At 64.1% G+C, this 24,039-nt stretch carries 26 protein-coding genes; 4 read left to right on the forward strand and 22 right to left on the reverse strand.

Translation table 11 applies throughout. The features are described from left to right. Positions 1–2: 2 nt before the first annotated feature. The 21 genes from SJY12_RS03295 to SJY12_RS03395 all read right to left on the reverse strand — a co-directional run bounded on the left by SJY12_RS03295 (position 3) and on the right by SJY12_RS03395 (position 20,183). On the reverse strand, positions 3–1,652 hold the full coding sequence (locus SJY12_RS03295; RefSeq protein WP_397505978.1) for a ribonuclease J: 1,650 nt from the start codon (positions 1,650–1,652) through the stop codon (positions 3–5). Further along, positions 1,649–2,422, reverse strand: coding sequence for a type III pantothenate kinase (locus SJY12_RS03300; RefSeq protein WP_063505398.1), 774 nt, complete (start codon positions 2,420–2,422; stop codon positions 1,649–1,651). The genes SJY12_RS03295 and SJY12_RS03300 overlap by 4 nt, the downstream gene beginning before the upstream one ends. A gap of 3 nt (positions 2,423–2,425) precedes the next feature. Further along, on the reverse strand, positions 2,426–3,148 hold the full coding sequence (locus SJY12_RS03305; protein ID WP_397505979.1) for a biotin--[acetyl-CoA-carboxylase] ligase: 723 nt from the start codon (positions 3,146–3,148) through the stop codon (positions 2,426–2,428). Further along, complete coding sequence (gene nuoN, locus SJY12_RS03310) at positions 3,145–4,608, reverse strand: NADH-quinone oxidoreductase subunit NuoN (RefSeq protein WP_397505980.1); 1,464 nt, start codon at positions 4,606–4,608, stop codon at positions 3,145–3,147. The genes SJY12_RS03305 and nuoN overlap by 4 nt, the downstream gene beginning before the upstream one ends. Further along, positions 4,608–6,164 (reverse strand): NADH-quinone oxidoreductase subunit M, encoded by a 1,557-nt coding sequence (locus SJY12_RS03315; RefSeq protein ID WP_397505981.1) that lies wholly within the window; start codon positions 6,162–6,164, stop codon positions 4,608–4,610. Before SJY12_RS03315 ends, nuoN begins: the two co-directional genes overlap by 1 nt. Then, complete coding sequence (gene nuoL / locus SJY12_RS03320; RefSeq protein WP_397505982.1) at positions 6,164–8,155, reverse strand: NADH-quinone oxidoreductase subunit L; 1,992 nt, start codon at positions 8,153–8,155, stop codon at positions 6,164–6,166. Before nuoL ends, SJY12_RS03315 begins: the two co-directional genes overlap by 1 nt. A gap of 6 nt (positions 8,156–8,161) precedes the next feature. Next, positions 8,162–8,467 carry an NADH-quinone oxidoreductase subunit NuoK gene (gene nuoK / locus SJY12_RS03325; RefSeq protein ID WP_050601232.1) on the reverse strand — a complete coding sequence of 102 codons (306 nt, stop codon included), beginning with the start codon at positions 8,465–8,467 and terminating at the stop codon, positions 8,162–8,164. Further along, positions 8,464–9,087, reverse strand: a complete 624-nt coding sequence (locus SJY12_RS03330; protein ID WP_050601231.1) for an NADH-quinone oxidoreductase subunit J — start codon at positions 9,085–9,087, stop codon at positions 8,464–8,466. The genes nuoK and SJY12_RS03330 overlap by 4 nt, the downstream gene beginning before the upstream one ends. 145 nt (positions 9,088–9,232) lie before the next feature. Continuing rightward, entirely contained in the window at positions 9,233–9,718 is a 486-nt protein-coding gene (nuoI, locus tag SJY12_RS03335; protein ID WP_050601230.1) for an NADH-quinone oxidoreductase subunit NuoI, read from the reverse strand. Continuing rightward, positions 9,715–10,761: an NADH-quinone oxidoreductase subunit NuoH gene (gene nuoH, locus SJY12_RS03340; protein ID WP_050601229.1), complete on the reverse strand. Its 1,047-nt coding sequence runs from the start codon at positions 10,759–10,761 to the stop codon at positions 9,715–9,717. The genes nuoI and nuoH overlap by 4 nt, the downstream gene beginning before the upstream one ends. Further along, entirely contained in the window at positions 10,758–12,767 is a 2,010-nt protein-coding gene (gene nuoG / locus SJY12_RS03345) for an NADH-quinone oxidoreductase subunit NuoG (protein WP_397505983.1), read from the reverse strand. Before nuoG ends, nuoH begins: the two co-directional genes overlap by 4 nt. Further along, entirely contained in the window at positions 12,767–14,059 is a 1,293-nt protein-coding gene (nuoF, locus tag SJY12_RS03350) for an NADH-quinone oxidoreductase subunit NuoF (RefSeq protein ID WP_397505984.1), read from the reverse strand. The genes nuoG and nuoF overlap by 1 nt, the downstream gene beginning before the upstream one ends. Continuing rightward, a complete protein-coding gene (locus tag SJY12_RS03355; RefSeq protein ID WP_197458229.1) occupies positions 14,059–14,199 on the reverse strand; it encodes a hypothetical protein in 141 nt (46 codons plus the stop codon). Before SJY12_RS03355 ends, nuoF begins: the two co-directional genes overlap by 1 nt. Beyond that, entirely contained in the window at positions 14,199–14,867 is a 669-nt protein-coding gene (gene nuoE / locus SJY12_RS03360; protein WP_397505985.1) for an NADH-quinone oxidoreductase subunit NuoE, read from the reverse strand. The genes SJY12_RS03355 and nuoE overlap by 1 nt, the downstream gene beginning before the upstream one ends. Continuing rightward, positions 14,860–15,042, reverse strand: a complete 183-nt coding sequence (locus tag SJY12_RS03365; protein ID WP_063511447.1) for a hypothetical protein — start codon at positions 15,040–15,042, stop codon at positions 14,860–14,862. Before SJY12_RS03365 ends, nuoE begins: the two co-directional genes overlap by 8 nt. Continuing rightward, positions 15,039–16,256, reverse strand: a complete 1,218-nt coding sequence (locus SJY12_RS03370; RefSeq protein ID WP_050601225.1) for an NADH-quinone oxidoreductase subunit D — start codon at positions 16,254–16,256, stop codon at positions 15,039–15,041. The genes SJY12_RS03365 and SJY12_RS03370 overlap by 4 nt, the downstream gene beginning before the upstream one ends. Continuing rightward, entirely contained in the window at positions 16,253–16,786 is a 534-nt protein-coding gene (locus tag SJY12_RS03375; RefSeq protein ID WP_397505986.1) for a hypothetical protein, read from the reverse strand. Before SJY12_RS03375 ends, SJY12_RS03370 begins: the two co-directional genes overlap by 4 nt. Continuing rightward, positions 16,783–17,673: an NADH-quinone oxidoreductase subunit C gene (locus SJY12_RS03380; protein WP_397505987.1), complete on the reverse strand. Its 891-nt coding sequence runs from the start codon at positions 17,671–17,673 to the stop codon at positions 16,783–16,785. The genes SJY12_RS03375 and SJY12_RS03380 overlap by 4 nt, the downstream gene beginning before the upstream one ends. Before the next feature lie 6 nt (positions 17,674–17,679). Further along, positions 17,680–18,246 (reverse strand): NADH-quinone oxidoreductase subunit B family protein, encoded by a 567-nt coding sequence (locus SJY12_RS03385; protein WP_082835494.1) that lies wholly within the window; start codon positions 18,244–18,246, stop codon positions 17,680–17,682. Between the two features lies 1 nt (position 18,247). Further along, positions 18,248–18,622, reverse strand: a complete 375-nt coding sequence (gene ndhC, locus SJY12_RS03390; protein ID WP_050601222.1) for an NADH-quinone oxidoreductase subunit A — start codon at positions 18,620–18,622, stop codon at positions 18,248–18,250. Positions 18,623–18,752: 130 nt separating this feature from the next. After that, a complete protein-coding gene (locus tag SJY12_RS03395; protein ID WP_397505988.1) occupies positions 18,753–20,183 on the reverse strand; it encodes a coniferyl aldehyde dehydrogenase in 1,431 nt (476 codons plus the stop codon). 104 nt (positions 20,184–20,287) lie between these two features. On the opposite strand from SJY12_RS03395, the gene SJY12_RS03400 reads away from it, so the two are divergent. Genes SJY12_RS03400 through SJY12_RS03410 form a run of 3 tightly spaced genes read left to right on the forward strand, consistent with a single transcriptional unit; the run spans position 20,288 to position 22,431 of the window. Further along, positions 20,288–21,484: a thiolase family protein gene (locus SJY12_RS03400; protein ID WP_397505989.1), complete on the forward strand. Its 1,197-nt coding sequence runs from the start codon at positions 20,288–20,290 to the stop codon at positions 21,482–21,484. 56 nt (positions 21,485–21,540) lie between these two features. Next, positions 21,541–21,963 carry a hypothetical protein gene (locus tag SJY12_RS03405; protein ID WP_397505990.1) on the forward strand — a complete coding sequence of 141 codons (423 nt, stop codon included), beginning with the start codon at positions 21,541–21,543 and terminating at the stop codon, positions 21,961–21,963. A 57-nt stretch (positions 21,964–22,020) separates the two neighbouring features. Next, positions 22,021–22,431 (forward strand): hypothetical protein, encoded by a 411-nt coding sequence (locus SJY12_RS03410; RefSeq protein WP_397505991.1) that lies wholly within the window; start codon positions 22,021–22,023, stop codon positions 22,429–22,431. A gap of 3 nt (positions 22,432–22,434) precedes the next feature. On the opposite strand, the gene SJY12_RS03415 is transcribed toward SJY12_RS03410, so the two are convergent. Further along, complete coding sequence (locus tag SJY12_RS03415; RefSeq protein WP_063506588.1) at positions 22,435–22,902, reverse strand: SH3 domain-containing protein; 468 nt, start codon at positions 22,900–22,902, stop codon at positions 22,435–22,437. 109 nt (positions 22,903–23,011) lie between these two features. Between SJY12_RS03415 and SJY12_RS03420 the strand changes: the two genes are divergently transcribed. Next, a complete protein-coding gene (locus SJY12_RS03420; protein WP_397505992.1) occupies positions 23,012–24,025 on the forward strand; it encodes a 2-hydroxyacid dehydrogenase in 1,014 nt (337 codons plus the stop codon). Positions 24,026–24,039: the final 14 nt, after the last annotated feature.

Here is a 24,039-nt window from a genome sequence, read left to right on the forward strand (position 1 = left end):
TCCTACAGATTGGGTACGATCACGCGCACCTGCGGTCGCTTGCCCGACCAGCGCTGCGCCGCCCGGCGCGCGGCGAGCCGCGCGGCCTCGTGAACGCTTGCCTCGTCGCGCCGGTCGCCGCCGCGAAGCTTGCCGATCGCGGCGGTGATGTCCCGCGTCGCTTCGGCGACGAAATCGTCGTAATCCTCGTCCAGCGGCAGCCCCAGGCTGTCGATCCGCGGGTTGAGATCGCCGTCGAGCGCGACGATGAGCACGCCTTCGCGCATGATCCGGCGCCGCATGGCGATCGCCTCGCCATCGGCCGGGATGATGAGATCGCCATCGAGCACCAGGCGGCCCGCCTTCACTTCGGCAATCTTGCCGGGCGCACCGGGCGCGAGCCGCACGAGATCGCCGTTCTGCTGGACGACCTGGTCGGGTATCGCGCATTCCTTACCCAGCCTGCCCTGCTCCTGCATGTGGCGCATCTCGCCATGCACGGGGACGAGGATGTCCGGCCGGATCCAGCCATAGAGCGCTTCCAGCTCGGGGCGGCCCGGATGGCCCGACACGTGGATCATGCTCTGCCGGTCGGTGACCATGGTGATACCGCGCGCAGCGAGCTTGTTCTGCACGATCCCGATCGACAGTTCATTGCCCGGGATCTGCCGGCTCGAAAACAGCACGACATCGCCGCTGACCAGTTCGATCGGGTGGTTTTCGTCCGCCACCCGCGCCAGCGCGGCGCGCGGTTCGCCCTGCCCGCCGGTCGCAATGATCAGCACTTCGCCGCGAGGCAGCCCCATCGCGGTGTCGAAATCGACCGGGTCGGGGAAGTCCCGCAGATAGCCGTTATCCTGCGAGACCTCGATGATCCGGTCGAGCGAGCGGCCGGCAACGCAAACCTGGCGGCCGGTTTCGCGCGCGACATCGCCCAGCGTCTGGAGCCGTGCGACATTGCTGGCGAAGGTGGTCACCATCACCCGCTTGCCCGCATGGCGCTGCACTTCCTCGAGCAAGCCCTTGTAGACCGCCCCTTCCGAACCGCTCGGCGCGGGATTGAAGACATTGGTGCTGTCGCAGACCAGCGCCAGCACGCCCTCGTCGCCGATCGCGACCAGTTCTTCCTCGGTCGTCGGTTCGCCGATGATGGGGTCTTCGTCGAGCTTCCAATCACCGGTGTGGAAGATCCGCCCGTGCGGGGTATCGATCAGCAGCGCATTGCCTTCGGCGATCGAATGCGCGAGCGGGATATAGGTCACCTCGAACGGGCCGACGGCGAACTGGCCGTGGTCCTCTTCGATGACATGCAGCTCGACCTCGTCGACCAGACCCGCTTCCTTGAGCTTGCGGCGGACGAGGTCGGCGGTGAACGGCGTGGCATAGATCGGCACGCCGAGATCGGCGGCGAAATAGGGGACCGCACCGATGTGGTCTTCATGCGCATGCGTCAGCACGATGGCTTCGAGCTGATGGGCGCGTTCCTCGATGAATTCCAGATCGGCGAACACCAGGTCGACGCCGGGATACTGGTCGCCCGAGAAGGTCATCCCCAGATCGACCATCAGCCATTTGCCCTGGCAGCCATAGAGATTGACGTTCATGCCGATTTCGCCCGAACCGCCGAGCGCGAGGAACAGCAGTTCGTCTTCGGGGGTGAAGTCCTTCTTCACGCGGCGCGCCCTGCCAGAATGGCAAGCCCTTCGAGCGTGAGGTCGGGGTCGACCACGTCGAACAGGTCGGTGTGTTCATCAAACAGGATCGCCAGGCCCCCTGTCGCGACCACCTTGGCGGGACGTCCGATTTCAGCCTTCATGCGGGCCACAAGTCCTTCGATCAGAGATACATAGCCCCAGAAAACCCCAATTAGCATCTGGTCCTCGGTGTTGCGACCGATGACGCTGTCGCTTTCGGGCTTCTCGATGGCGATCCGCGGCAATTTGGCCGTGTTCCCTACCAGCGCGTCAAGCGACAGATTGATCCCGGGCGCGATGATGCCGCCCTTGTAGGCGCCGTTGAAATCGACCACGTCGAATGTCGTCGCGGTGCCGAAATCGATGACGATAAGATCGCCGTCGTGCTTGGCATGCGCCGCAATGGTGTTGAGCGCGCGGTCCGCACCCAGCGAGCTGGGCTGTTCGATATCCAGCTCGATTCCCCAGGCCGCCTTGTCCTGGCCCGCGATGAGCGGCGTGATCCCGAGATACTTTTCCGACAGGACCGTGAGATTGTGGATCGCCTTGGGAACGACCGAGCCGATGATCACCTGATCGATCTCGCCGCTGTCGAAGCCCTGGAATTCGGCCAGTTGCAGCAGCCATACGGCATATTCGTCGCCCGTCCGGCGCGGGTCGGAGGCGATCCGCCAGCGCGCCTTGATCTCGCCCTTGTCGATCAGCGCGAAGACAACATTGGTATTTCCGACATCGGCGGCGAGCAGCATGGCTCAGCTCTCCTCGTTTGCGAGCATCACGTCGCCCGCATGGATGGCACGGGTCGATCCGTCCGCCAAGCGCAGCGACAACGCGCCGTCGGGGGTCAAACCGGCAAAGGCGCCTTCGATCCGCTCCTCGCCCGGCGGTTGCACGGTCAGCCGCGTGCCGGGCGGGTGGGCCACGCTGGCCCAGCGCCGCGTGAGCGGTTCGAGGCCGTAGGTGCGCCACCGCTCGAGTTCGCGGTCGAAGGCCTCGGCCAGGGTGCGGGCGAACATGTCGCGATCGGGCGCGGGGCCCAGTTCGGCCAGCGCCACGGTCTTGCGGTCGGGCAGGTCGGGCGCAGCAGCCAGGTTCATGCCCATGCCGACGATGATCCTGTCGCCTTCGCGTTCGAGCAGGATGCCGGCCAGTTTGGCATCGCCGAGCATGAGATCGTTGGGCCATTTGAGCCGCAGCTTGCCGGGTTCGGCCAGCACGGCGGACACGGCCTCGTAGGCCGCCACGCCCGCGACCAGCGCCAGCGTTGCCGGGGCGGGATCGCGCGGCGAAATGCGAACCGCGGTCGAACCCATGAAATTGCCGCTGCCGTCGAACCAGCTGCGTCCCTGCCGCCCGCGCCCCGCGACCTGCCGATCGGCCACCAGCCAGTGACCCTCGGCCACCACCTCGCCCGCGCGCACCTGCGCGGCGAGATCGGAATTGGTCGAACCGGTTTCGGTTACGAAGCGGATCACATCGCAGCGACGAAGGATGCCGCGGCCTGCGCCGTCCATTCACCCAGCGGGATGGTCAGCAGGTAGCCGAGCGGTGACAGGATCGCGACGCACACGCCCAGCACGGCCCAGTGGCTCACTGGGCTGCTCGTCTCGACATCGCGCGTGGGTTCGTCGAAGAACATCACCTTGATGAACTTCAGGTAGTAGAACGCGCCGATCACGCTGGCGGCGATCCCGATCGCGGCAAGTGCGACCAGATCGGCCTGCACGGCGGCCTGGAACACCACGAACTTGCCCCAGAATCCGAACAGCGGCGGAATGCCCGCGAGGCTGAACATCAGCACCAGCAGGCACCAGGCGAGCGCCGGCCGCCGGGTCGAGAGCCCGGCAATGTCGGCGAAGGTTTCGAGGTTCTGACCGGCCGGGTCGCGCAGCATCAGCAGCGCGGTGAAGCTGCCGATCACCATGGCGACGTAGATCGTCAGATAGGTCAGCACGCTGGCGACGCCCGCGGCGGTCGCTGCGGCAAGACCGATAAGGATGAAGCCGACGTTGTTGATCGACGAATAGGCCAGCAGCCGCTTGAGGTTCTGCTGCCCGATGGCGCCGAGCGCGCCCACCACGATCGATGCCAGAGCGGCGAAGATGATGATCTGCCGCCAGGCATCGACTTCGCCCGCGAAGGGATCCATCGCGATGCGCACCAGCACGCCCATCGCCGCGACCTTGGGCGCGCTGGCGAAGAAGGCCGTGACCGGAGTCGGTGCGCCTTCGTAGACGTCGGGGGTCCACATGTGGAACGGCACGGCGCTGATCTTGAAGGCGACACCCGCCAGCACGAAGACGACGCCGAACAATGCACCGGTGGAGAAATCGAGCGCAAAGGCGGCGCGGATGCCGTCGTAATTGGTCGAACCGGTGAAACCGTAGACCAAGCTGACGCCGTAGAGGATGATGCCCGATGCCAGCGCACCGAGCACGAAGTACTTGAGCCCGGCCTCGCTCGACCGGTCGTCCTGCCGCAGGAAGCTAGCCAGCACGTAGCTCGACAGGCTCGACATTTCGAGACCGATGTAGAGCGTCATCAGGTCGGTGGCGGAAACCATGATGCCCATGCCGACCGCGTTGAACAGCATCAGCACGGGATATTCGGCGCGGTAACCGTCCAGCTGGGTGAAGAAACGCGGGGTGACGATCAGGACCGCCGCCGACGCGAGATAGATCAGCACCTTGCCGAAGCTGCCGAAGGCATCGGCGCGGTAAAGATCGCCGAAGGCCCGCCCGGCGACTTCGCTTGCGCTGCGGTCGAACAGGCCGATGCTGAAGATCGCTGCACCGACGAGCGCGGCCACGGCGATGATGGTCAGCAGGCGGGCAGACCGGTCCCCGTTCCATGCGGCGAGCAGCAGCAGGACGAGCGCCGTGATCGACAGGCCGATTTCCGCCGCGGTGAGATAGAGCGAGGTAGCGTAGGACATCAGTGCGCTCCCTCTTCACCGCGGGCTTCGCCATGCGCGGATCCGACGTAATTCGCATTGTGTTCGCGCGGCGTGCCGATGGTGTTGTCGGCATCGAAATCGGGTGCGGCGCGCGCCACGCGCGCCTCGAGAGCGGCAATATCCTGACGCATGGGGGCTAGGAAGCTTTCCGGATAGACGCCCATCCACAGCACGGCGGCTGCGATCGGGGCGAGCATGGCCCATTCGCGGGCGTTGAGGTCGGGCATGCGCGCGGCATCTTCGTTGACCTGAAGCCCGAAGACGACGCGGCGGTAGAGATACAGCATGTAGGCGGCACCGAGGATGATCCCGGTGGTGCAGACCAGCGTGACCAGCGTCGAGACCTTGTAGAGGCCGGCCAGCGCGAGGAATTCGCCGACGAAGTTGCTGGTGCCCGGCAGGCCGATCGAGGCCATCGTGAACAGCAGGAAGAACAGCGCATAGCGCGGCATGTTGATGGCGAGGCCGCCATAGCGCGCGATCTCGCGCGTGTGCAGCCGGTCGTAGATGACGCCGACGCACAGGAACAGCGCGCCCGAGACCAGCCCGTGGCCCAGCATGACCATCACCGCGCCTTCGATGCCCTGCGCGTTGAACGCGAAGATGCCCGCGGTCACGATCGCCATATGCGCGACCGAGGAATAGGCGATGAGCTTCTTCATGTCGCTCTGCACCAGCGCGACGAGCGAGGTGTAGATCACCGCGATCATCGACAGGACGAAGACGAACCAGGTGAACTGCGCGCTGGCTTCGGGGAACATCGGCAGGCTGAAGCGGATGAACCCGTAGCCGCCGAGCTTGAGCAGCACGCCCGCGAGGATGACCGATCCGGCGGTCGGCGCCTGCACGTGGGCATCGGGCAGCCAGGTATGCACCGGCCACATCGGCATCTTCACGGCGAAGCTGGCGAAGAAGGCCAGCCATAACCAGGTCTGCGCCTGCGGCGAGAAGTCGTAGTTCAGCAGCGTCGGGATATCGGTCGTGCCCGCTTCGTTCGCCATCCACAGCATCGCGATCAGCATCAGGACCGAACCGAGCAGCGTGTAGAGGAAGAATTTGTACGAGGCGTAGATGCGGTTATCGCCGCCCCATACACCGATGATCAGGTACATCGGGATCAGGCCGGCTTCGAAGAAGATGTAGAACAGGAACATGTCCTGCGAGGCGAAGACGCCGATCATCAGCACTTCCATCAGCAGGAAGGCGCTCATGTATTCGCCGACGCGCTTGCTGATCGCGTCCCAGCTGGCGAGGATGCAGATGGGCATCAGGAACACGCTGAGCATGATCAGCATCAGCGCGATCCCGTCGATCCCCAGCGCATAGCTGAAGCCCGCGAATATCTCCGCGCGCTCGGTGAACTGCCACTGCGCCCCGCCGATATCGTAATTGAGCCACAGCACCACGCCGAGCGCGAGGTCGATCAGCGTGGCCACCAGTGCGACCATGCGCGCGGTGTGCGCACCGAGGAACAGGCAGGCGATAGCGCCGGCCAGCGGCACGGCGAGCATCAGCGAAAGGATGGGGAATTCCATCAGAACAGCACCCAGGTGATGGCGGCGACGAGCCCGAGGAGCATCACCAGCGCATAGCTATACAGATATCCGGTCTGGAAGCGGCGGGCGCCAACGGCCCCCTTCTCGACCACCCAGGCAATGCCATTGGGACCGAAACGGTCGATCGTGCCGACATCGCCAAGTTTCCAGAACTGGCGTCCCAGCCAGAAGGCAGGGACGATGAAAAGGTAGTGATAAAGCTCGTCGAAATACCACTTGTTGTAGAGGAAGCGGTAAATCGGCCCGAGCTGTTCGGCCGTCTTGCCCGGAATGCTGGTGTCCTTGATATAGGCCAGCCAGGCGACGAACAGGCCGATCAGCATGACGATGAAGGCGGCGTATTTCACCAGATAGGGCACGCCGTGCATCGCGTGGATGAGCGGTTCGTTGTAGAAGATCGAGCTGCCCCAGAACGCGGCATCATCGAGGAAGGTCGGCGCGAAAATCTGTCCGGCCAGGACCGCACCGATCGACAGCACGCCCAGCGGGATCAGCATCGACAGCGGGCTTTCATGCGGATGATAGCCGCCGGTCGTGTCCTCGCCCGCTTCGGCGGGGGTCTTGTGAACCGAATGCTGGATGTGCTCGCTCTCGATCCAGCGCGGCTTGCCCCAGAAGGTGAGGAACATTAGCCGCCAGCTGTAGAAGCTGGTCAGCAGCGCGGCGAAGGTGCCCATCCAGAAGGCGAAATTGCCCAGCTCGGTCCCGCGGCCATAGGCCACTTCGAGGATCGCGTCCTTCGACCAGAAGCCGGCGAAGCCTGCGCCGAGATGGTAGATGCCCACGCCGGTAATCGCCAGCGTCCCCATCATCATCGCCCAGAAGGTCAGCGGGATGTGCTTCCGCAGCTCGCCGTAATAGCGCATGTCCTGTTCGTGGTGCATCGCATGGATGACCGAGCCCGCACCCAGGAACAGCAGCGCCTTGAAGAAGGCATGAGTGAACAGGTGGAACATCGCCACGCCATATGCGCCGACGCCCGCTGCAAAGAACATGTAGCCCAGCTGCGAACAGGTCGAATAGGCGATCACGCGCTTGATGTCCCACTGCGTGGTGCCGACTGTCGCGGCAAAGATGCAGGTGGCAGCGCCGATGAAGGTCACCATGCCCAGCGCCACGGGCGCGGTTTCGAACATGGGCGAAAGGCGGCAGACCATGAACACGCCCGCGGTCACCATGGTCGCGGCATGGATCAAGGCAGACACCGGCGTCGGGCCTTCCATCGCGTCGGGCAGCCAGGTGTGCAGGCCGAGCTGCGCCGATTTGCCCATCGCGCCGATGAACAGCAGGATGCACAGCACGTCCATCGTCTGCACGGTGAAGCCGAGGAAGCCAATCGTCGCCCCGCTCATACCGGGCGCGGCGGCGAGGATTTCGGTGATCGAAACGGTGTCGAACACCAGATAGGTGCCGAAAATGCCCAGCATGAAGCCAAGGTCGCCGACGCGGTTGACCACGAAGGCCTTGATCGCGGCGGCATTGGCACTCGGCTTGCGGAACCAGAAACCGATCAGCAGGTAGGATGCCAGGCCCACGCCTTCCCAACCGAAGAACATCTGGACGAGGTTGTCCGCAGTCACCAGCATCAGCATGGCGAAGGTGAACAGCGACAGATAGGCGAAAAACCGCGGCTGGTCGGGGTCTTCGTCCATATAGCCCCAGCTGTAGAGGTGGACGAGCGCCGAAACGGTGTTGATCACCACCAGCATGACCGCGGTCAGCGTATCGACGCGCAGCGCCCAGTCGAATGCCAGCGTGCCCGACTGGATCCAGGTAAGCACCGGCACCACGGCCGGTTCGGACGATCCGCCGACGAAGCCGAGGAAAATCGGCCAGCTGAGCGCGGCGCTGATGAACAGCGCCCCGGTGGTCACCGCCTTGGCGAAGACCGGCGGCGCGGCCTTGTTGGTCAGGCCGGCGACGAGCGCCGCCAGCAGCGGCAGGAATACGATAAAGAGGATCGGGTGCACGGGTGCTTATCCCTTCAACCGGTCGACGTCGTCGACGGCAATCGTGCCACGGCTACGGAAATAGGTGACGAGAATGGCGAGACCGACGGCGGCTTCGCCCGCTGCCACGGTCAGTACGAACATGGCGAAGACCTGGCCCACCAGATCGCCCAGAAAGGCACTGAACGCGACCAGCTGGAGATTGACGCTGAGCAGGATCAGTTCGATCGCCATCAGGATGACGATGATGTTCTTCCGGTTCAGGAAAATACCCAGCACGCCCAGCACAAACAGGATCGCGCTGACCACGATATAGTGTTCGATGCCGATCACAGCTCGACCCCCCTGCCCACTTCGGGCTGTTTCATGACGGTTGCCTCGTCCGGATTGCGGCGCACCTGGCGGGTAATGTCCTGCTGGCCGCGCGCACCGTCGGGGCGCTTACGGTGCGTCAGCACGATCGCGCCGACCATTGCCACCAGCAGGATCAGGCCTGCGGCTTCGAACAGGAAGATATAGTCGCGGTACAGCACCGCGCCGATGCTGGCGGTATTGGATTCCCCGAGGATGGGGGCAGCAGCGCCGCTGGCGACGCCCAGGTCGATCCGCCCAGCCTGATAGGCACCGATCCCGAAGATCAGCTCGGCAGCGAGCACCAGCGCGATCGCGATACCCAGCGGGAAGTTCTTGATGAAGCCCGCGCGCAGTTCGGCAAAGTCGATGTCGAGCATCATCACCACGAACAGGAACAGCACCGCGACTGCGCCGACATAGACGATGACCATCAGCGCGGCGATGAATTCGGCGCCGACGAGGACCATCAGCCCGGCCGCATTGAAGAAGGCGAGGATCAGCCACAGCACCGAATGCACCGGATTGCGCGACATGATGACCATGACGGCGCTGGCGATGACCAGTGCTGCGAACAGGTAAAAGGCGATAGTCTGTATCACTTTTCCCTCAAACCTCTTGCGTCACGCCCGCAAAGGCGGGGGTCCGGATAACGTTGCATGGTGCCACTGCCGCCTGATGGATCCGCGCCTGCGCGGGGATGACGGAAATGGTGGTGAGTTGGTATGCCCCAGTCACGCGCGGCCCCTAGCGATAGGGCGCATCGGCTTCAAGGTTCGCGGCGATCGCCCGCTCCCACTTGTCCCCGTTCGCCAGCAGCTTGGCCTTGTCGTACAGCAGTTCTTCACGCGTTTCGGTGGCGTATTCGAAGTTCGGCCCCTCGACCACGGCATCCACCGGGCAGGCTTCCTGACAGAAGCCGCAATAGATGCACTTGGTCATGTCGATGTCGTAGCGCGTGGTGCGGCGGCTGCCGTCCTCGCGCGGTTCGCTCTCGATGGTGATCGCCTGCGCGGGGCAGACGGCCTCGCACAGCTTGCAAGCGATGCAGCGTTCTTCCCCGTTGGGATAGCGGCGCAGCGCATGCTCGCCGCGGAAGCGGGGCGAGATCGGGTTCTTCTCGAACGGGTAGTTGATCGTGACCTTGGGCTTGAAGAAATACTTCAGCGTGAGGGCATGCGCCTTCACGAACTCCCACAGGGTGAACGCCTTGATGGTTTGCGCGATACTCATCCGTAATGTCCCGTGGCCATCAGATAGCCCGAAATGACGACGACGAAGCCGAGGCTGATGGGAAGGAACACCTTCCAGCCCAGGCGCATCAGCTGGTCGTAGCGATAGCGCGGTACGGTCGCCATCACCCAGCTGAACATGAAGAAGAAGAAGAAGGTCTTGAGCAGCAGCCAGACGATCCCGGGCACGTAATAGAGCGGTGCCCAGTCGAACGGCGGCAGCCAGCCACCCCAGAACAGCAGCGCATTGAGAATGCACATCAGCAGGATGTTGGCATATTCGCCCAGCCAGAACAGCGCGAAGCTCATCGAGCTATATTCGGTCTGGTATCCAGCGACGAGCTCGCTCTCCGCCTCGGTCAGATCGAACGGCACGCGCTGCGTTTCCGCGAGCGAGCTGATGAAGAACATCACCCACATCGGGAACAGCAGCGGATGGATGCCATAGGCGTTGATGAAGCCGAGGCCGAAGCCTTCCTGCGCGCGGACGATGTCGTTCAGATTGAACGTGCCCGCGAACAGCACGACGCACACCAGGATGAAGCCGATAGAGACTTCGTAGCTGATCATCTGCGCGGCGGCGCGCATGGCCGAGAAGAACGGGTATTTAGAGTTACTCGCCCACCCGCTCATCACCACGCCGTACACCGACAGCGAACTGATCGCGAGGATGTAGAGCAGCCCGATATTGATGTCCGCCAGCACCGCTTCGGCGCTGAACGGCACCACCGCCCACGCGCCGAGCGCGACGGTGAAGGTAAGGATCGGCGCAAGGAGGAAGATCCCCTTGTTCGCCGCCGAGGGAATGATCGTTTCCTGCAGGAACACCTTCAACCCGTCGGCAAAGCTCTGCAGCAGGCCGAACGGGCCGACCACATTGGGACCGCGGCGCAGGTTGATCGCCGCCCACACCTTGCGGTCGACATAGATGACCATCGCGACGCTGAGCATCAGCGGCAGCGCGATCAGCAGGATCCCGGCAAAGGTCGCAAGACCCCAGGCCCATTCGTAGGTCATGCCCAGCGATTGGAAGAATTCGGTCATTCCGCGGCCTCCGCAAGCTCGCCGCTGCCGAGCAGTTCGCTCGAACATTGCTGCATCACCGCGCTGGCGCGGGCGATGGGATTGGTGAGGTAGAAGTCCTTGATCGGATAGGCGGTGATCCGTCCTTCCGCCTTGGCCGTGCTGCCACCCTTGGGCAAGTCGCCATAGCCGGCAAGGCCTTCCTCGCCCAGTGCGGGGACTTCGCGGATCATGTTGGCCTGCAATTCGGCAAAGCTGTCGAAGCCGACCTCGACCTTGAGCGCATCGGCCAGCGCGCGCAGGATCGTCCAGTCCTCGCGCGCGTCACCCGGCGCGAACACAGCGCGTTCGGCGAACTGCACGCGGCCTTCGGTATTGACGTAGGTCCCGTCCTTCTCGGCGAAGCTCGAACCCGGCAGGATGATGTCCGCCGCATGCGCGCCCTTGTCGCCGTGATGGCCGATATAGACCTTCAGGCTGTCGGCGAAGGGTTCGAAATCCATCTCGTCGGCGCCCAGGCTGATGACCACCTTGGGCCCTGCCGCGGCGATGTCCTTCATCCCGCCCTTCTGCGCGAAACCGAGCATCAATCCGCCCATCCGTGCTGCGCTGAAGTGCAGCACGTTGAAGCCGTTCCAGCCCTCGCGCACCAGCTTGTGCGTTTCGGCAAAGGCGAGGCCTGCGCCCAGCGCACCCTTGGCAAGCGCCGCGCCGCCCATGATGATGGCGGGGCGGTCGGCGCCGGCGAAGGCATCGACCACGTCCTTGGGCAATTCGCCGAGTACTGCGAGGTCCTCGCCGAGGAACTGCGCCGGATAGGTCGTGTCCCACTGCGGACCGACCACGAAGACCCTGGCGCCGCGCTTCACGGCCTTGCGGATCCGCACGTTGACCAGCGGCGCTTCCCAGCGGATGTGGCTGCCGACGATCAGGATAGCATCGGCGGTTTCGATACCCGCAAAGGTCGAATTGAAATTGACCGCGGCCAGGTTTGATACGTCGTAATCCATGCCGGTCTGGCGGCCTTCGATCAGCGACGAACCGCAGGCCTTGAGCAGCGTCTTGGCGGCGAACATGGTTTCGCAATCGACCATGTCGCCCGCGATGGCGGCAATGCTGTTGCCCGGCTTGGCCTTGGCGATCGCCTTGAACGCCTCGTCCCAGCTCGCCGGTTGCAGCTTGCCGCGCTTGCGCATGAAGACCTTGTCCAGGCGCCGCTTCGACAGGCCGTCGACCTGGTAGCGGGTCTTGTCCGAGATCCATTCCTCGTTGACGTCGTCATTGATGCGCGGCAGCGCGCGCATGACTTCGCGGCCACGGCTGTCGAGCCGGATGTTCGACCCCACCGCATCCGAGACGTCGATGCTGAGCGTCTTCTTGAGCTCCCACGGGCGCGCTTCGAAGGCATAGGGGCGGCTGGTCAGCGCGCCGACCGGGCACAGGTCGATCACATTGGCCGACAGCTCGTGCTCGGCCGCCTGCTCGAGATAGGTAGTGATCTGCATGTCCTCGCCGCGATAGAGCGCGCCGATTTCGTCCACGCCGGCGATCTCTTCGGAGAAGCGCACGCAGCGGGTGCAGTGGATGCAGCGGGTCATGACCGTCTTGATCAGCGGGCCCATGTATTTCTCGGTCACCGCGCGCTTGTTCTCTTCGTAGCGCGTGGCCCCGCGGCCATAGGCGACCGACTGGTCCTGCAGGTCGCATTCGCCGCCCTGGTCGCAGATCGGGCAGTCGAGCGGATGGTTGATCAGCAGGAATTCCATCACGCCTTCGCGCGCGGTCTTGACCATTTCGCTGTCGGTGCGGATTTCCTGCCCGTCGGTAGCCGGCAGCGCACAGCTCGCCTGCGGCTTTGGCGGTCCGGGCTTCACTTCGACCAGGCACATGCGGCAGTTGCCGGCGATGCTCAGCCGCTCGTGATAGCAGAAGCGCGGGATTTCCTTGCCCGCAAGCTCGCAGGCCTGAAGGACGGTCGCGCCATCGGGGACCTCGATTTCCTGTCCGTCTACGGTGACTTTGGGCATTATTCCGCTGCCTCGGCAAATTTGGCGTTGTGTTCTTCGATCCGGCGCTCGAGCTCGGGGCGGAAGTGGCGGATCAGGCCCTGGATCGGCCAGGCAGCCGCATCGCCCAGCGCGCAGATGGTATGGCCTTCGACCTGCTTGGTGACCTGCTGCAGCATGTCGATTTCCTCGATCGCGGCATCGCCGGTGCGCAGGCGTTCCATCATCCGCCACATCCAGCCCGTGCCTTCGCGGCAGGGCGTGCACTGGCCGCAGCTCTCGTGCTTGTAGAAATAGCTGATGCGGCTGATCGCGCGGACGATGTCGGTCGACTTGTCCATCACGATGACGCCCGCAGTGCCGAGACCCGAGCCGAGCTCCTTGAGCCCGTCGAAATCCATCGGCGCATCCCAGATCTGCTCGGCCGGAACCAGCGGCACCGACGATCCGCCCGGGATCACCGCGAGCAGATTGTCCTTGCCGCCGCGGATACCGCCGCAATGCTTCTCGATCAGCTCGCTGAACGGAATGCTGAGCGCTTCCTCGACCACGCAGGGCTTGTTCACATGGCCGCTGACCTGGAAGAGCTTGGTGCCCTTGTTGTTCTCGCGCCCGAACGAGCTGAACCACGATGCGCCCCGGCGCAGGATGGTCGGCACGACGGCAATCAATTCGACATTGTTGACCGTGGTCGGGCAGCCGTAGAGGCCTGCTCCCGCGGGGAACGGGGGCTTGAGCCGCGGCTGGCCCTTCTTGCCCTCGAGGCTCTCGATCATCGCGGTCTCTTCGCCGCAGATATAGGCCCCTGCACCGCGGTGCAGGAAGACGTCGAAATCGTAGCCCGATTTGCTGGCGTTCTTGCCGATCAGCCCCGCATCATAGGCTTCGTCGATCGCGGCCTGAAGCGTCTCCGCCTCACGGATGTATTCGCCGCGGATATAGATATAGGCCGCGCGAGCACGCATTGCATAGCCGGCGACCAGCGCGCCTTCGATCAGCTTGTGCGGATCGTGGCGGATGATCTCGCGGTCCTTGCAACTGCCGGGTTCGGACTCGTCGGCATTGATGACGAGGAAGCTGGGACGGCCGTCCTTCGATTCCTTCGGCATGAACGACCATTTCAGGCCGGTGGGGAAGCCTGCCCCGCCCCGCCCGCGCAGCCCCGAAGCCTTCATCTCGTCGATGATGCTGTCATGGCCGCGCGCGATCAGCGATTTGGTATCGTCCCAGTCGCCGCGCTGCTGCGCCGCCTTGAGGCCCCAGTCCTGGAAGCCGTAGACATTGGTGAAGATGCGATCCTTGTCGGCAAGCATCAGAATGCGCCCCCTTGCGAGAGGAAATAGATGGCAGCGACCGCGATAAGCGCGAGAACGCCGAATTTCACGAGGCCCACCAGCACCTTCCAGGCGATCCAGGCGAGCACCAACGCGACCAGGATAGTGACGATCTCCATCACCATTCCTTCCGGTAATCGTGATTGGCATCGACCATCTCGGTCAGCGTGGTCGGCCCACCGGCGGGTTCGCTGGTGTGGCGGCCGGGTTCCTGCGTGCCGGTCTTGGGTTGCTCGCCCTTGGCCAGTGCGTCGAGCACCGCGTCGAGGCGCTCGGGGGTCAGGTCTTCGTAATTGTCGTCGTTGATCTGGACCATCGGCGCAGTCGCGCAATTGCCCATGCATTCGACTTCGGTCAGCGTCCACAACCCGTCTTCGGAGACGTGCCCCTTCTTCATCCCGCGCTTGCTGCAGGTGGCGAGAAGGCCGTCCGAACCACGCAGCATGCACGGCGTCGTGCCGCACACCTGCACGTGGTACTTACCCACGGGCCGGAGGTTGTACATGAAGTAGAAGGTCGCAACCTCGAGTACGCGGATCACGGGCATGTCGAGGTAATCGGCGACATATTCGATCACCGGCAGCGGCAGCCAGCCCTGCGTGTTTGTTTCTTCACCCACCTGGCGCTGGGCGAGGTCGAGCAGCGGCATCACTGCCGAGCGCTGGCGCCCTTCGGGATAGCGCGCAATCGCCCTGTCGGCACGGGCCCGGTAGCTTTCGGTGAACTCGAAACCGCCCCAGCGCTCGCGCAGCTTGGGGGTATCGGGAGCAAGGGAACGGTCAGCCATTGATCAACCTGCGTTCGACATAACGGCCCACATAGAGACCGATGACGGCAGCGAAGGCCGTCGAAAGGATTTCCTTGAGCGAGCTTTCGCCATGGAAGGCGAACAGATAGGCAGCAACCGCCGAAGCGAATGCCGCAAATGCCGCGATGAAGATGAACACTTCGCGCGCAATCACCGGTCACACTCCCCGAACACGACGTCGATGGCGCCGAGAATGGCGGTGGCGTCGGGCAGCATATGGCCGCGGCTCATGAAATCCATCGCCTGCAAGTGGCTGAACGCGGTCGGCCGGATCTTGCAGCGATAGGGTTTGTTCGACCCGTCGCTGACCAGATAGACGCCGAATTCGCCCTTGGGGCTTTCGGTCGCGACATAGACTTCGCCCGCGGGGACGTGGAACCCTTCGGTGTAGAGCTTGAAGTGATGGATCAGCGCTTCCATCGACTGCTTCATCTCGGCACGTTTGGGCGGCGAGACCTTGCGGTCGTCGGAGCAGATCGGCCCGCCGGGCATCTGCGCCAGGCACTGCTTGATGATCTTCGCGCTTTCGTAGACTTCCTTCACGCGCACCACGAAACGGTCGTAGCAGTCGGAATTGGTGCCCACGGGAATGTCGAATTCCATCCGCTCGTAGACGTCGTAGGGCTGCGACTTGCGCAGGTCCCACGGGATGCCCGCAGCGCGGATCATCGGGCCGGAGAAACCCCAGGCGACCGCATCGTCCTTGCTGACCACGGCGATATCGACATTGCGCTGCTTGAAGATGCGGTTGTCGAGCACGAGGCTCATCGCATCGCCGAACAGTTCCTGGAGCCGGCCATCGACCCAGTTGCCGATGTCGACCAACAGCTTTTCAGGCACGTCCTGGTGGACGCCGCCGGGGCGGAACCAGGCGCTGTGCATGCGCGCACCCGAGGCCCGCTCGAAGAAGTTCATGCAGTCTTCGCGCAGCTCGAACACCCACAGGTTCGGCGTCATCGCGCCGACATCCATGACATGGGCGCCGATATTGAGCATGTGATTGCAGATACGGGTCAGCTCGGCGAACAGCACGCGCAGGTATTGCGCGCGTTCGGGCACCTCGACATTGAGCAGCTTCTCGATCGCGAGGACGTAGCTGTATTCCTGCGCCAGCGGCGAACAATAGTCGAGCCGGTCGAAATAGGGCAGCGCCTGCAGATAGGTCTTGTGCTCGATCAGCTTTTCGGTGCCGCGGTGCAGCAGGCCAACATGCGGATCGATCCGTTCGATGATCTCGCCGTCGAGCTCCATCACCATGCGCAGCACGCCGTGCGCCGCGGGGTGCTGGGGCCCGAAGTTGATCGTGTAATTGGTGATCACTTCGTCGCCGGTGGTCGGCGACTCTTCCAGGTGCATGGCGTGGCTCATGAACAGATCCAGTTACCGCTGTAGCTTTGCGTCTTGCCCGCCGCGTCGGTCACGGTGACATTCGCGGTACGGCGTTGCTCGGTGCCCGCAGCGGGGGCGACCGATACAGTGAAGCCTTCGCCCGCGAAGCTGGTCCCGTCGCGGATGGCGTCGAGACCGCCCGCCGCGGCATCGGTCAGCACCAGGCTATCGCCCACGCGCACCACCGCCTTGCCGGGGACCGAGGCGTCATCGGGCGCACCGGCGATCAGCATTTCGTCCTTGCCGACCATCAGCGTGCAGCCGCCGTCGCGCGCACCCAGGTCGACGCCGCCGATATCGCCCAACTTCTGGAGCTGGGTCAGATCGGCACCGCCGGGCGCCGTAACGCTTGCAGTGTTGGGCAGGTCGGGATCGGCCTGCGGTCCGCCAGCGGCATTGCCGTCCTGGCCGATACGGCTGGCGAAATCGTCGGCGCTTTCCTGCTCGGCGGGTTCCGAAGAACACCCGGCGAGCGCCAGCGGGAGGGCAATCAGGAGCAGCCGCTTCATGACTTGCGCTTCCCGGCCGCAGGCGCGGGGCCGCCGGCATCGTTATCCGGCGTATCCGGCTCGGTCGCTTCGGCGGTGTCGGTGGTCTTGCCCTCGCGCTCGGCGCGTGCGGGCTGGTCCTCGGTCGGTTCGGGAGCCGGGGCGTTCTCGCCGCCGTCTTCCTCGGCCGGGGCACCGGCGCTGACCTTGTCGGCCGCATGTTCGTCGGTTTTCTTGCCCGCACCCGTGTCCTTGGGCGTTTCGGTGGTCTTGGGTTCGTCGACCGGCGGGACATCCGCCTTCTCGTCACCCGGCAGCACGTAATCGGCCCCTTCCCAGGGGCTCATGAAGTCGAACTGGCGCAGGTCCTGCGCGAGCTCGACCGGTTCATAGACCACGCGCTTCTCGTCCTCCGAATAGCGCAGCTCGTGATAGCCGGTAAGCGGGAAATCCTTGCGGAAGGGGTGCCCTTCGAAACCGTAATCGGTGAGGATCCGGCGCAGGTCGGTATTGCCTGCGAAGAGCACGCCGTACATGTCGAACACTTCGCGCTCGAGCCAGCCTGCATTGGGCCACAGCGTCGTTGCCGTCGGGACCGGCGTGTCCTCGCTCGCCGAACACTTGACCATGATGCGGTTGTTCGTGGTCAGCGACAGCAGCATGTAGACGACTTCGAACCGCTCCGCGCGGCTCGGATAGTCGACCCCGGCGATTTCCATCAGCTGCTGGTACTTGTGGTCGTCGCGCAGGATGCGCAGCACGTCCTCGATGCTGTCGCGCTTCACGGTGAACAGCAGTTCGCCGTGCTCTTCATGCACATTGAGCAAGTGCGCGCCGAGCGCCTTGCCCAGCGTGTCCTTCAGCCCGTTGATCTGCGTGAAGCGGGGTGCGGAATGTAGCGTAGCCATTGCGCCCTACCTCTCGATCGTGCCCGCGCGGCGGATTTTCCGCTGCAGCTGCATCACGCCGTAAAGCAGCGCTTCGGCGGTCGGCGGGCACCCGGGAACATAGATGTCGACGGGGACGATACGGTCGCAGCCGCGCACCACCGAATAGCTGTAATGGTAATAGCCGCCGCCATTGGCGCAGCTGCCCATCGAGATGACGTATTTGGGCTCCGACATCTGGTCGTAGACCTTGCGCAGCGCGGGCGCCATCTTGTTGCACAGCGTACCGGCGACGATCATCACGTCGCTCTGCCGCGGCGAGGCGCGCGGAGCGACGCCGAAGCGCTCCATGTCGTAACGCGGCATGTTGACGTGGATCATCTCGACCGCGCAGCAGGCGAGGCCGAAGGTCATCCACCACAGCGATCCGGTGCGCGCCCACTGGAACAGGTCCTCGGTGCTGGTGACGAGGAACCCCTTGTCGTTCACCTCGGTCTGGAGCGCGTTGAAATAGTCCGCGTCGGGCTGGCGGGTTTCGCCGCCCTGCGCGGCGGGCACGGTCTGCGGCGGGGTGATGATGGTCGAATTGCTCATGTCATTCCCAGTCCAGTGCGCCCATCTTCCATTCATAGGCCAGGCCGACCGCCAGAATGCCGAGGAAGATGATCATCGCAATCCAGCCGGTCCAGCCGGTGTATTCGAGGCTTACCGCCCAGGGAAACAGGAACGAGGCCTCGAGATCGAACAGCAGGAAGCTGATCGCCACGAGGTAGAACTTGACGTCGAACTGGCTGCGCGGGTCTTCGAAGGCGGGGAAACCGCACTCATATTCGCTGAGCTTCTCGGCATCGGGCTTGTGCGCTCCGGTCAGCCGCGACACGCCCATCGGCAGGAAGACGAACAGCGCCGAAAGCCCTGCGGCGAATATCAGGAAGATCAGGATGGGCAGGTATTGTTCGAGGTCGACCACGAATGATTCCTAGGCGTAAAGCTTGGTTCGCGCCCGCCTCTAGGCCCCTCACCCAGATGGCGCAAGGGTGCAGAAATGCGAACAATTCGCAACAATTCCGCACCCCGCGCACACCCCCTGCCCCGGGGTGTTACTTCATCATCGTTTTGACCGCTTTTTCAGTCGCGGGCCCATAGGGCGGCTTGAATCCGCCCAGCTTGGCGACGTCGATCTTGGGCTGGGTATAGATGCTGCGTGCGTGGCTGAATTCGCGGAAGCCCTCGACCCCGTGATAGCTGCCCATCCCGCTCGGTCCAACTCCGCCGAACGGCAGGTCTTCCATCGACACGTGGAAGATAACGTCGTTGACCGTCACACCGCCGCTGATCGTCCGCGACAGCACCTTCTCGCGCTCGTCGCTGTCCTGGCCGAAGAAATACAGGCCCAGCGGGCGATCGTGGTCGTTCACGTAATCGATCGCCTCGTCGATGTGGCGATAGGTCTTCACCGGCAGGACCGGGCCGAAGATTTCCTCCTGCAACGCGCGCATGTCGTCATTGACGTTCTTGAGGATCGTCAGCGGCATCTTGCGCGCATTGGTGTTGGAGAAATCCTCGTTCCCGGGATTGACCTCGATCACCTCGGCACCCTTGTCGCGCGCATCGGCAACCAGCTCCTGCAGGCGGTCGAAATGGCGGTCGGTGACGACGCTGGCGTAGTCCTCGTTATCGAGCAGCGTGGGGTACATGTTGGCCGTGCCCTGCCACACGCCGTGGATTGCCTCGTCCTGCTTGCTTTCGGGGACATAGAGGTAATCGGGCGCGAGGCAGATCTGGCCCGCGTTGAGCATCTTGCCCAATGCCACCCGCTCGCCCGCCTTGGCGAAATCGGCACTTTCGCCGAGGAACACCGGGCTCTTGCCGCCCAGTTCGAGCGTGACGGGGACGAGGTTCTTGGCCGCCGATTCCATCACCTTGCGCCCCGTCGCGGTCGAACCGGTGAAGATCAGGTGGTCGAACGGCAGTTCGCTGAACGCCGCGGCGACTTCGGGCCCGCCGGTGAACACCGCGCATTCGTCGGGGGTGAAGTATTCCTCGACCAGTTCCTTGGTCAGTAGGCTGGTCTTCTCGGTGAACTCGCTCGGCTTGATCATCGCGCGATTGCCCGCAGCGAAGATCTGCATCAGCGGGCCGAAGCTGAGATTGACGGGGAAGTTCCACGGGCTGAGGATGCCCACCACGCCCTTGGGCTCGTAGCGCACCTCGGCCTTCGCACCCAGCAGGCCGAGCGGGAACTGGACATGGCGCTTTTCGGGGCGCGACCATTTGTCCATGTGCTTGAGGCAGTACTTGCCGAAGTTCACCGTGCCCGCGATGTCGGTGATCATCGACTGGTGCGGCGAGCGATTGCCGAAATCGGCGGCCATCACCTTGCACAGGTCGTCGGCATGATCGGTGAGCAGCTTCATCGCGCGCTGGATGCGGTCCTTGCGCAGCGCCAGCGGTTCGGGGCGCATCTGGTGGTGCGCGGCGCGCTGCTTGCGCAATACGGCTTCCATTTCGGTTTTCCGGTCGTCCGCCATTGCTCTCTCCGTTTGATATTGCTGCATCGCAGCACTAGGTTGTGGGCCACCAGATAGGTCGCCATTGGCAACCGATATTCCAGAACCGAAGGACATACACAAGCATGACCCAGTTCAGCGCATCCGATCCCGTCGTCATCCTGTCTTACGCCCGCACTCCGATGGGCGGCATGCAGGGCGCGCTCGCCGATGTCTCGGCCACCGATCTCGGGGCCACGGCAGTAAAGGCCGCGGTCGAGCGCTCGGGGGTGCCGGTGGACAGTTTCGACCGCACCTACATGGGCTGCGTGCTGCCCGCCGGGCTGGGCCAGGCGCCCGCGCGGCAGGCATCGATCAAGGCAGGCCTGCCCAAGTCGGTCCAGGCGACCACGGTCAACAAGGTCTGCGGCAGCGGCATGCAGACGGTGATCATGGGCGCCGAAGCGCTCGCCAGCGGCACGGTGGACTATGTCGTCGCGGGCGGGATGGAGAGCATGACCAATGCTCCCTACCTGCTCAAGAAGCACCGCAGCGGCGCGCGCCTCGGACACGACACCACCTATGACCACATGTTCCTCGACGGGCTCGAGGACGCATACGAAGAAGGCCGGGCGATGGGCACTTTCGCGCAGGAAACCGCCAATGACTACCAGATGACACGCGAGGAAATGGACGAATACTCGATCGAATCGCTACGCCGCGCGAATGCCGCGATCGACAGCGGCGCCTTTGCCGACGAAGTGGTCCCGGTCACATTCACGACCCGCAAGGGCGAAGTCACGGTCGAGCATGACGAGCAGCCCGGCAAGGGCCGTCCCGACAAGATCCCCCAGCTGCGCCCCGCCTTCGCCAGGGACGGCACGATCACCGCAGCGACCTCCTCCTCGATCTCCGACGGTGCGGCGGCCGTGGTTCTGAGCCGCGAAAGCGTCGCTAAGGCCAATAGCCAGCAGCCGGTGGCGAAGATCGTCGCCATGGCCGCGCATGCGCAGGAACCCGCGCAGTTCACCGTCGCCCCGATCGGCGCGATCGAGAAGGTCCTCGACAAGGCCGGCTGGAGCGCGGACGAAGTCGAACTGTGGGAAGTCAACGAGGCCTTTGCCTGCGTCGCCATGTTCGCGATGCGCGACATCGGCATCCCGCACGACAAGATCAACGTGAACGGCGGCGGCACGGCTCTAGGCCACCCGATCGGCGCCAGCGGCACACGCATCATCGTGACGCTGCTCAACGCCCTCAAGCAACAGGGCAAGAAGCGGGGTGTCGCCTCGTTGTGCATCGGCGGCGGCGAAGCCACGGCGGTCGCAGTCGAACTGGTCTGATATTCGGGCACTTACCCCTTTCGCGCGCGTTGAGGCGGGCGAAAGGGGAAGTATCCATGAAGAAGTTTCTGGTCGCCGCATCCTGTGTGGCGCTTGCCGCCTGCGGTTCCAACGAGGCAGAGGCTCCGGTCGAGCCGATCGAAACCGCTGACACGACGCTCGACAGCACCGCCACCGGTAATGTCGCCGGCACCTATGAGGTGAAGCTCGCCGACGGCAGCGTCACGATGCAGACCATCAATGCCGATGGTACCTACGTCGACACGACTCCCGATGGCACCCGCATCGGCGGCGGCACTTGGCGCACCGGCGACAATGGGACGATGTGCTTCGATCCGGAAGGCAACGATCCCGAGGAATGCTATACCGGCGGTGCGCCGGCAGAAGATGGTGCTTTCGAAATGCGCGGCGAAGACGGCACGGTCCAGTCCTCCGTCCGCAAGGTCGAAGCCCAAGCGTTGGCCGCCCCGTCGGAATGACAAACGATCAGGGCGGCGCTACGCTAGCCGCCCTGATCGTTCGCAAGGGAGGATTTCATGACGTTCAAGCTTTTGCCGATCGTTGTGCTTGGGGCGCTGATTGCCGGATGCAGCAACGAGACCAACGCCGACACGCAAACGCCGATCGAAGGGAGCGAACGTGCCTCTCCTGCCGCCTATGTGATGGGACCGGGCAGATATGCCATCGAGGGCGGTGACGGAACGGTCTATTCGCAGACTGTCGTCAAGTCTGACGGAACCTATGCGGATCTCGATGCCGAAGGCAATGAAGTCGGACGCGGAACCTGGCGGGACGAGCGCGGCCTCGCCTGCTTCGACCCGGATGGCGACGGGCCCGATCAGCAGGAACGCTGCTGGACGAATTCTGCCTTGGCCGAGGACGGGAGTTTCACAAGCACGCGCGACGACGGAAGCGAGAGCTACACGATCCGCCCGATCGGCGGATAACCTTCAGGGTTCGCCTGCGCCCCACAGCCGGTTCTGCGCGATATAGCCCCGATAATCGTCGATGCGAAGTTCGCACCAGCCATCGTCGCAGCCTCCGAGCGCACCGACCACGCCGGGTTCGACGCGCCATTTCAGCATTGCGTCGTGCGACGGGCCATCGCGCAGTTCGGCCAGGCCGTCCCCGATGACGATGGCCCCGCGATCGGGACTGAGCAGCCGGGCCACGACCCAACCCTGCGCGCCGTCGGGATCCTCGATCAGCCGCCAGCCTTCCATCAGCCGCAGGACCTTCACCGGCAGGCCGGGAAGCCGGTAGACCCAGTCGATCTTGTAATCCGCGCTCGGGCCGACACGCATGTTGAGTACGCTTGCACGGATCGTCGCCCAATAGGGGGTTTCGCGGTCCTGCGCCTGCAGGGGAGCAGCAAGGCCGGCCAGCAGCAGGAAAGGCATGAATAGGCGTGCAAACATCGCGGTGGTGAATCGGGCATCACGCGCTTCCAGTCAACGCCCTTGATGCGCGATATCGCAGGCGAATCCTTGACCACGGCGCCGCCGGCGTCCTAGCGCTGCTGCACACATGGAAAGCCCCGACACCCGCCCCGCCAAGCGTCTCGAACGCACGCCGCGCGTCTTCGTCACGCGTCACCTGATGCCTTCGGTCGAAAGCCGCATGCGCGAGTTGTTCGACGTCAGCCTCAACACCAAGGACCAGCCCCTCGCGCGCGAACAGCTGGTCGCCGCGATGCAGGAATACGACGTGCTGGTGCCGACGGTGACCGACCGGATCGATGCCGACATGATCGCCGCTGCCGGCCCGCAATTGGGACTGATCGCCAATTTCGGCGCGGGCACCGAACACATCGACCTCGCAGCGGCTTCCGCCCGCAATATCCTGGTCACCAACACCCCGGGCGTCTTTACCGACGACACCGCCGATCTCGCCATGTCGGGGATTATCGGCGTGCCCCGCCGCATCCGTGAAGGGGTCGAACTGATCCGCAGCGGCCGGTGGACCGGCTGGACGCCTACCGCGCTGCTCGGGACCAAGCTGGCGGGCAAGGTGCTGGGGATCGTCGGCATGGGCCGTATCGGCCAGGCGGTGGCTCACCGGGCGCATGCCTTCGGGCTCGAAATCGCCTATCACAATCGCAAGCGGCTCCCCGAAGCGGTGGAACGCATGTTCAAGGCGCGCTGGGTCGAACAGCTCGACGACCTGATGAGCGAAGCCGATATCCTCTCGCTGCATTGCCCTGCAGGCCCCGATACGCACCACATGATCGATGCGCGGCGGATCGGCCTGATGAAGGACGGCGCCTGCCTCATCAACACTGCCCGCGGTGATCTGGTCGACCAGGAAGCGCTGATCGCCGCGCTGGAAAGCGGCAAGCTCGCGGGTGCGGGGCTCGACGTCTATCCCGACGAACCCGATGTCGATACGCGCCTGATCGCCCACCCCAACGTGATGACACTGCCGCATATCGGCAGCGCCACGCGCGAGGGCCGCGAGGACAGCGGTCTTAAGGTGATCGCCAACATCCGCATGTGGGCCGACGGCCACCGCCCGCCCGATCAGGTGCTGACGGGGTTCTGACCCGAGATCACCCC

The sequence above is a fragment of the Qipengyuania sp. R86523 genome (genome assembly GCF_044596365.1).
GTDB lineage: Bacteria > Pseudomonadota > Alphaproteobacteria > Sphingomonadales > Sphingomonadaceae > Qipengyuania > Qipengyuania citrea.

Excerpts from the sequence above, each read along its gene's own strand:
- SJY12_RS03370 (WP_050601225.1), bottom strand. The coding sequence starts at position 16,256 with ATGAGCCACGCCATGCACCTGGAAGAGTCGCCGACCACCGGCGACGAA.
- SJY12_RS03355 (WP_197458229.1), bottom strand. The coding sequence starts at position 14,199 with ATGGAGATCGTCACTATCCTGGTCGCGTTGGTGCTCGCCTGGATCGCC.
- nuoG (WP_397505983.1), bottom strand. The coding sequence starts at position 12,767 with ATGCCCAAAGTCACCGTAGACGGACAGGAAATCGAGGTCCCCGATGGC.
- nuoF (WP_397505984.1), bottom strand. The coding sequence starts at position 14,059 with ATGCTTGCCGACAAGGATCGCATCTTCACCAATGTCTACGGCTTCCAG.
- nuoI (WP_050601230.1), bottom strand. The coding sequence starts at position 9,718 with ATGAGTATCGCGCAAACCATCAAGGCGTTCACCCTGTGGGAGTTCGTG.
- SJY12_RS03380 (WP_397505987.1), bottom strand. The coding sequence starts at position 17,673 with ATGGCTACGCTACATTCCGCACCCCGCTTCACGCAGATCAACGGGCTG.
- SJY12_RS03405 (WP_397505990.1), top strand. The coding sequence starts at position 21,541 with ATGAAGAAGTTTCTGGTCGCCGCATCCTGTGTGGCGCTTGCCGCCTGC.
- nuoH (WP_050601229.1), bottom strand. The coding sequence starts at position 10,761 with ATGACCGAATTCTTCCAATCGCTGGGCATGACCTACGAATGGGCCTGG.
- SJY12_RS03385 (WP_082835494.1), bottom strand. The coding sequence starts at position 18,246 with ATGAGCAATTCGACCATCATCACCCCGCCGCAGACCGTGCCCGCCGCG.
- SJY12_RS03375 (WP_397505986.1), bottom strand. The coding sequence starts at position 16,786 with ATGAAGCGGCTGCTCCTGATTGCCCTCCCGCTGGCGCTCGCCGGGTGT.
- SJY12_RS03410 (WP_397505991.1), top strand. The coding sequence starts at position 22,021 with ATGACGTTCAAGCTTTTGCCGATCGTTGTGCTTGGGGCGCTGATTGCC.
- nuoN (WP_397505980.1), bottom strand. The coding sequence starts at position 4,608 with ATGTCCTACGCTACCTCGCTCTATCTCACCGCGGCGGAAATCGGCCTG.
- SJY12_RS03395 (WP_397505988.1), bottom strand. The coding sequence starts at position 20,183 with ATGGCGGACGACCGGAAAACCGAAATGGAAGCCGTATTGCGCAAGCAG.
- SJY12_RS03315 (WP_397505981.1), bottom strand. The coding sequence starts at position 6,164 with ATGGAATTCCCCATCCTTTCGCTGATGCTCGCCGTGCCGCTGGCCGGC.
- SJY12_RS03400 (WP_397505989.1), top strand. The coding sequence starts at position 20,288 with ATGACCCAGTTCAGCGCATCCGATCCCGTCGTCATCCTGTCTTACGCC.
- SJY12_RS03420 (WP_397505992.1), top strand. The coding sequence starts at position 23,012 with ATGGAAAGCCCCGACACCCGCCCCGCCAAGCGTCTCGAACGCACGCCG.
- SJY12_RS03300 (WP_063505398.1), bottom strand. The coding sequence starts at position 2,422 with ATGCTGCTCGCCGCCGATGTCGGAAATACCAATGTTGTCTTCGCGCTG.
- nuoE (WP_397505985.1), bottom strand. The coding sequence starts at position 14,867 with ATGGCTGACCGTTCCCTTGCTCCCGATACCCCCAAGCTGCGCGAGCGC.
- SJY12_RS03415 (WP_063506588.1), bottom strand. The coding sequence starts at position 22,902 with ATGTTTGCACGCCTATTCATGCCTTTCCTGCTGCTGGCCGGCCTTGCT.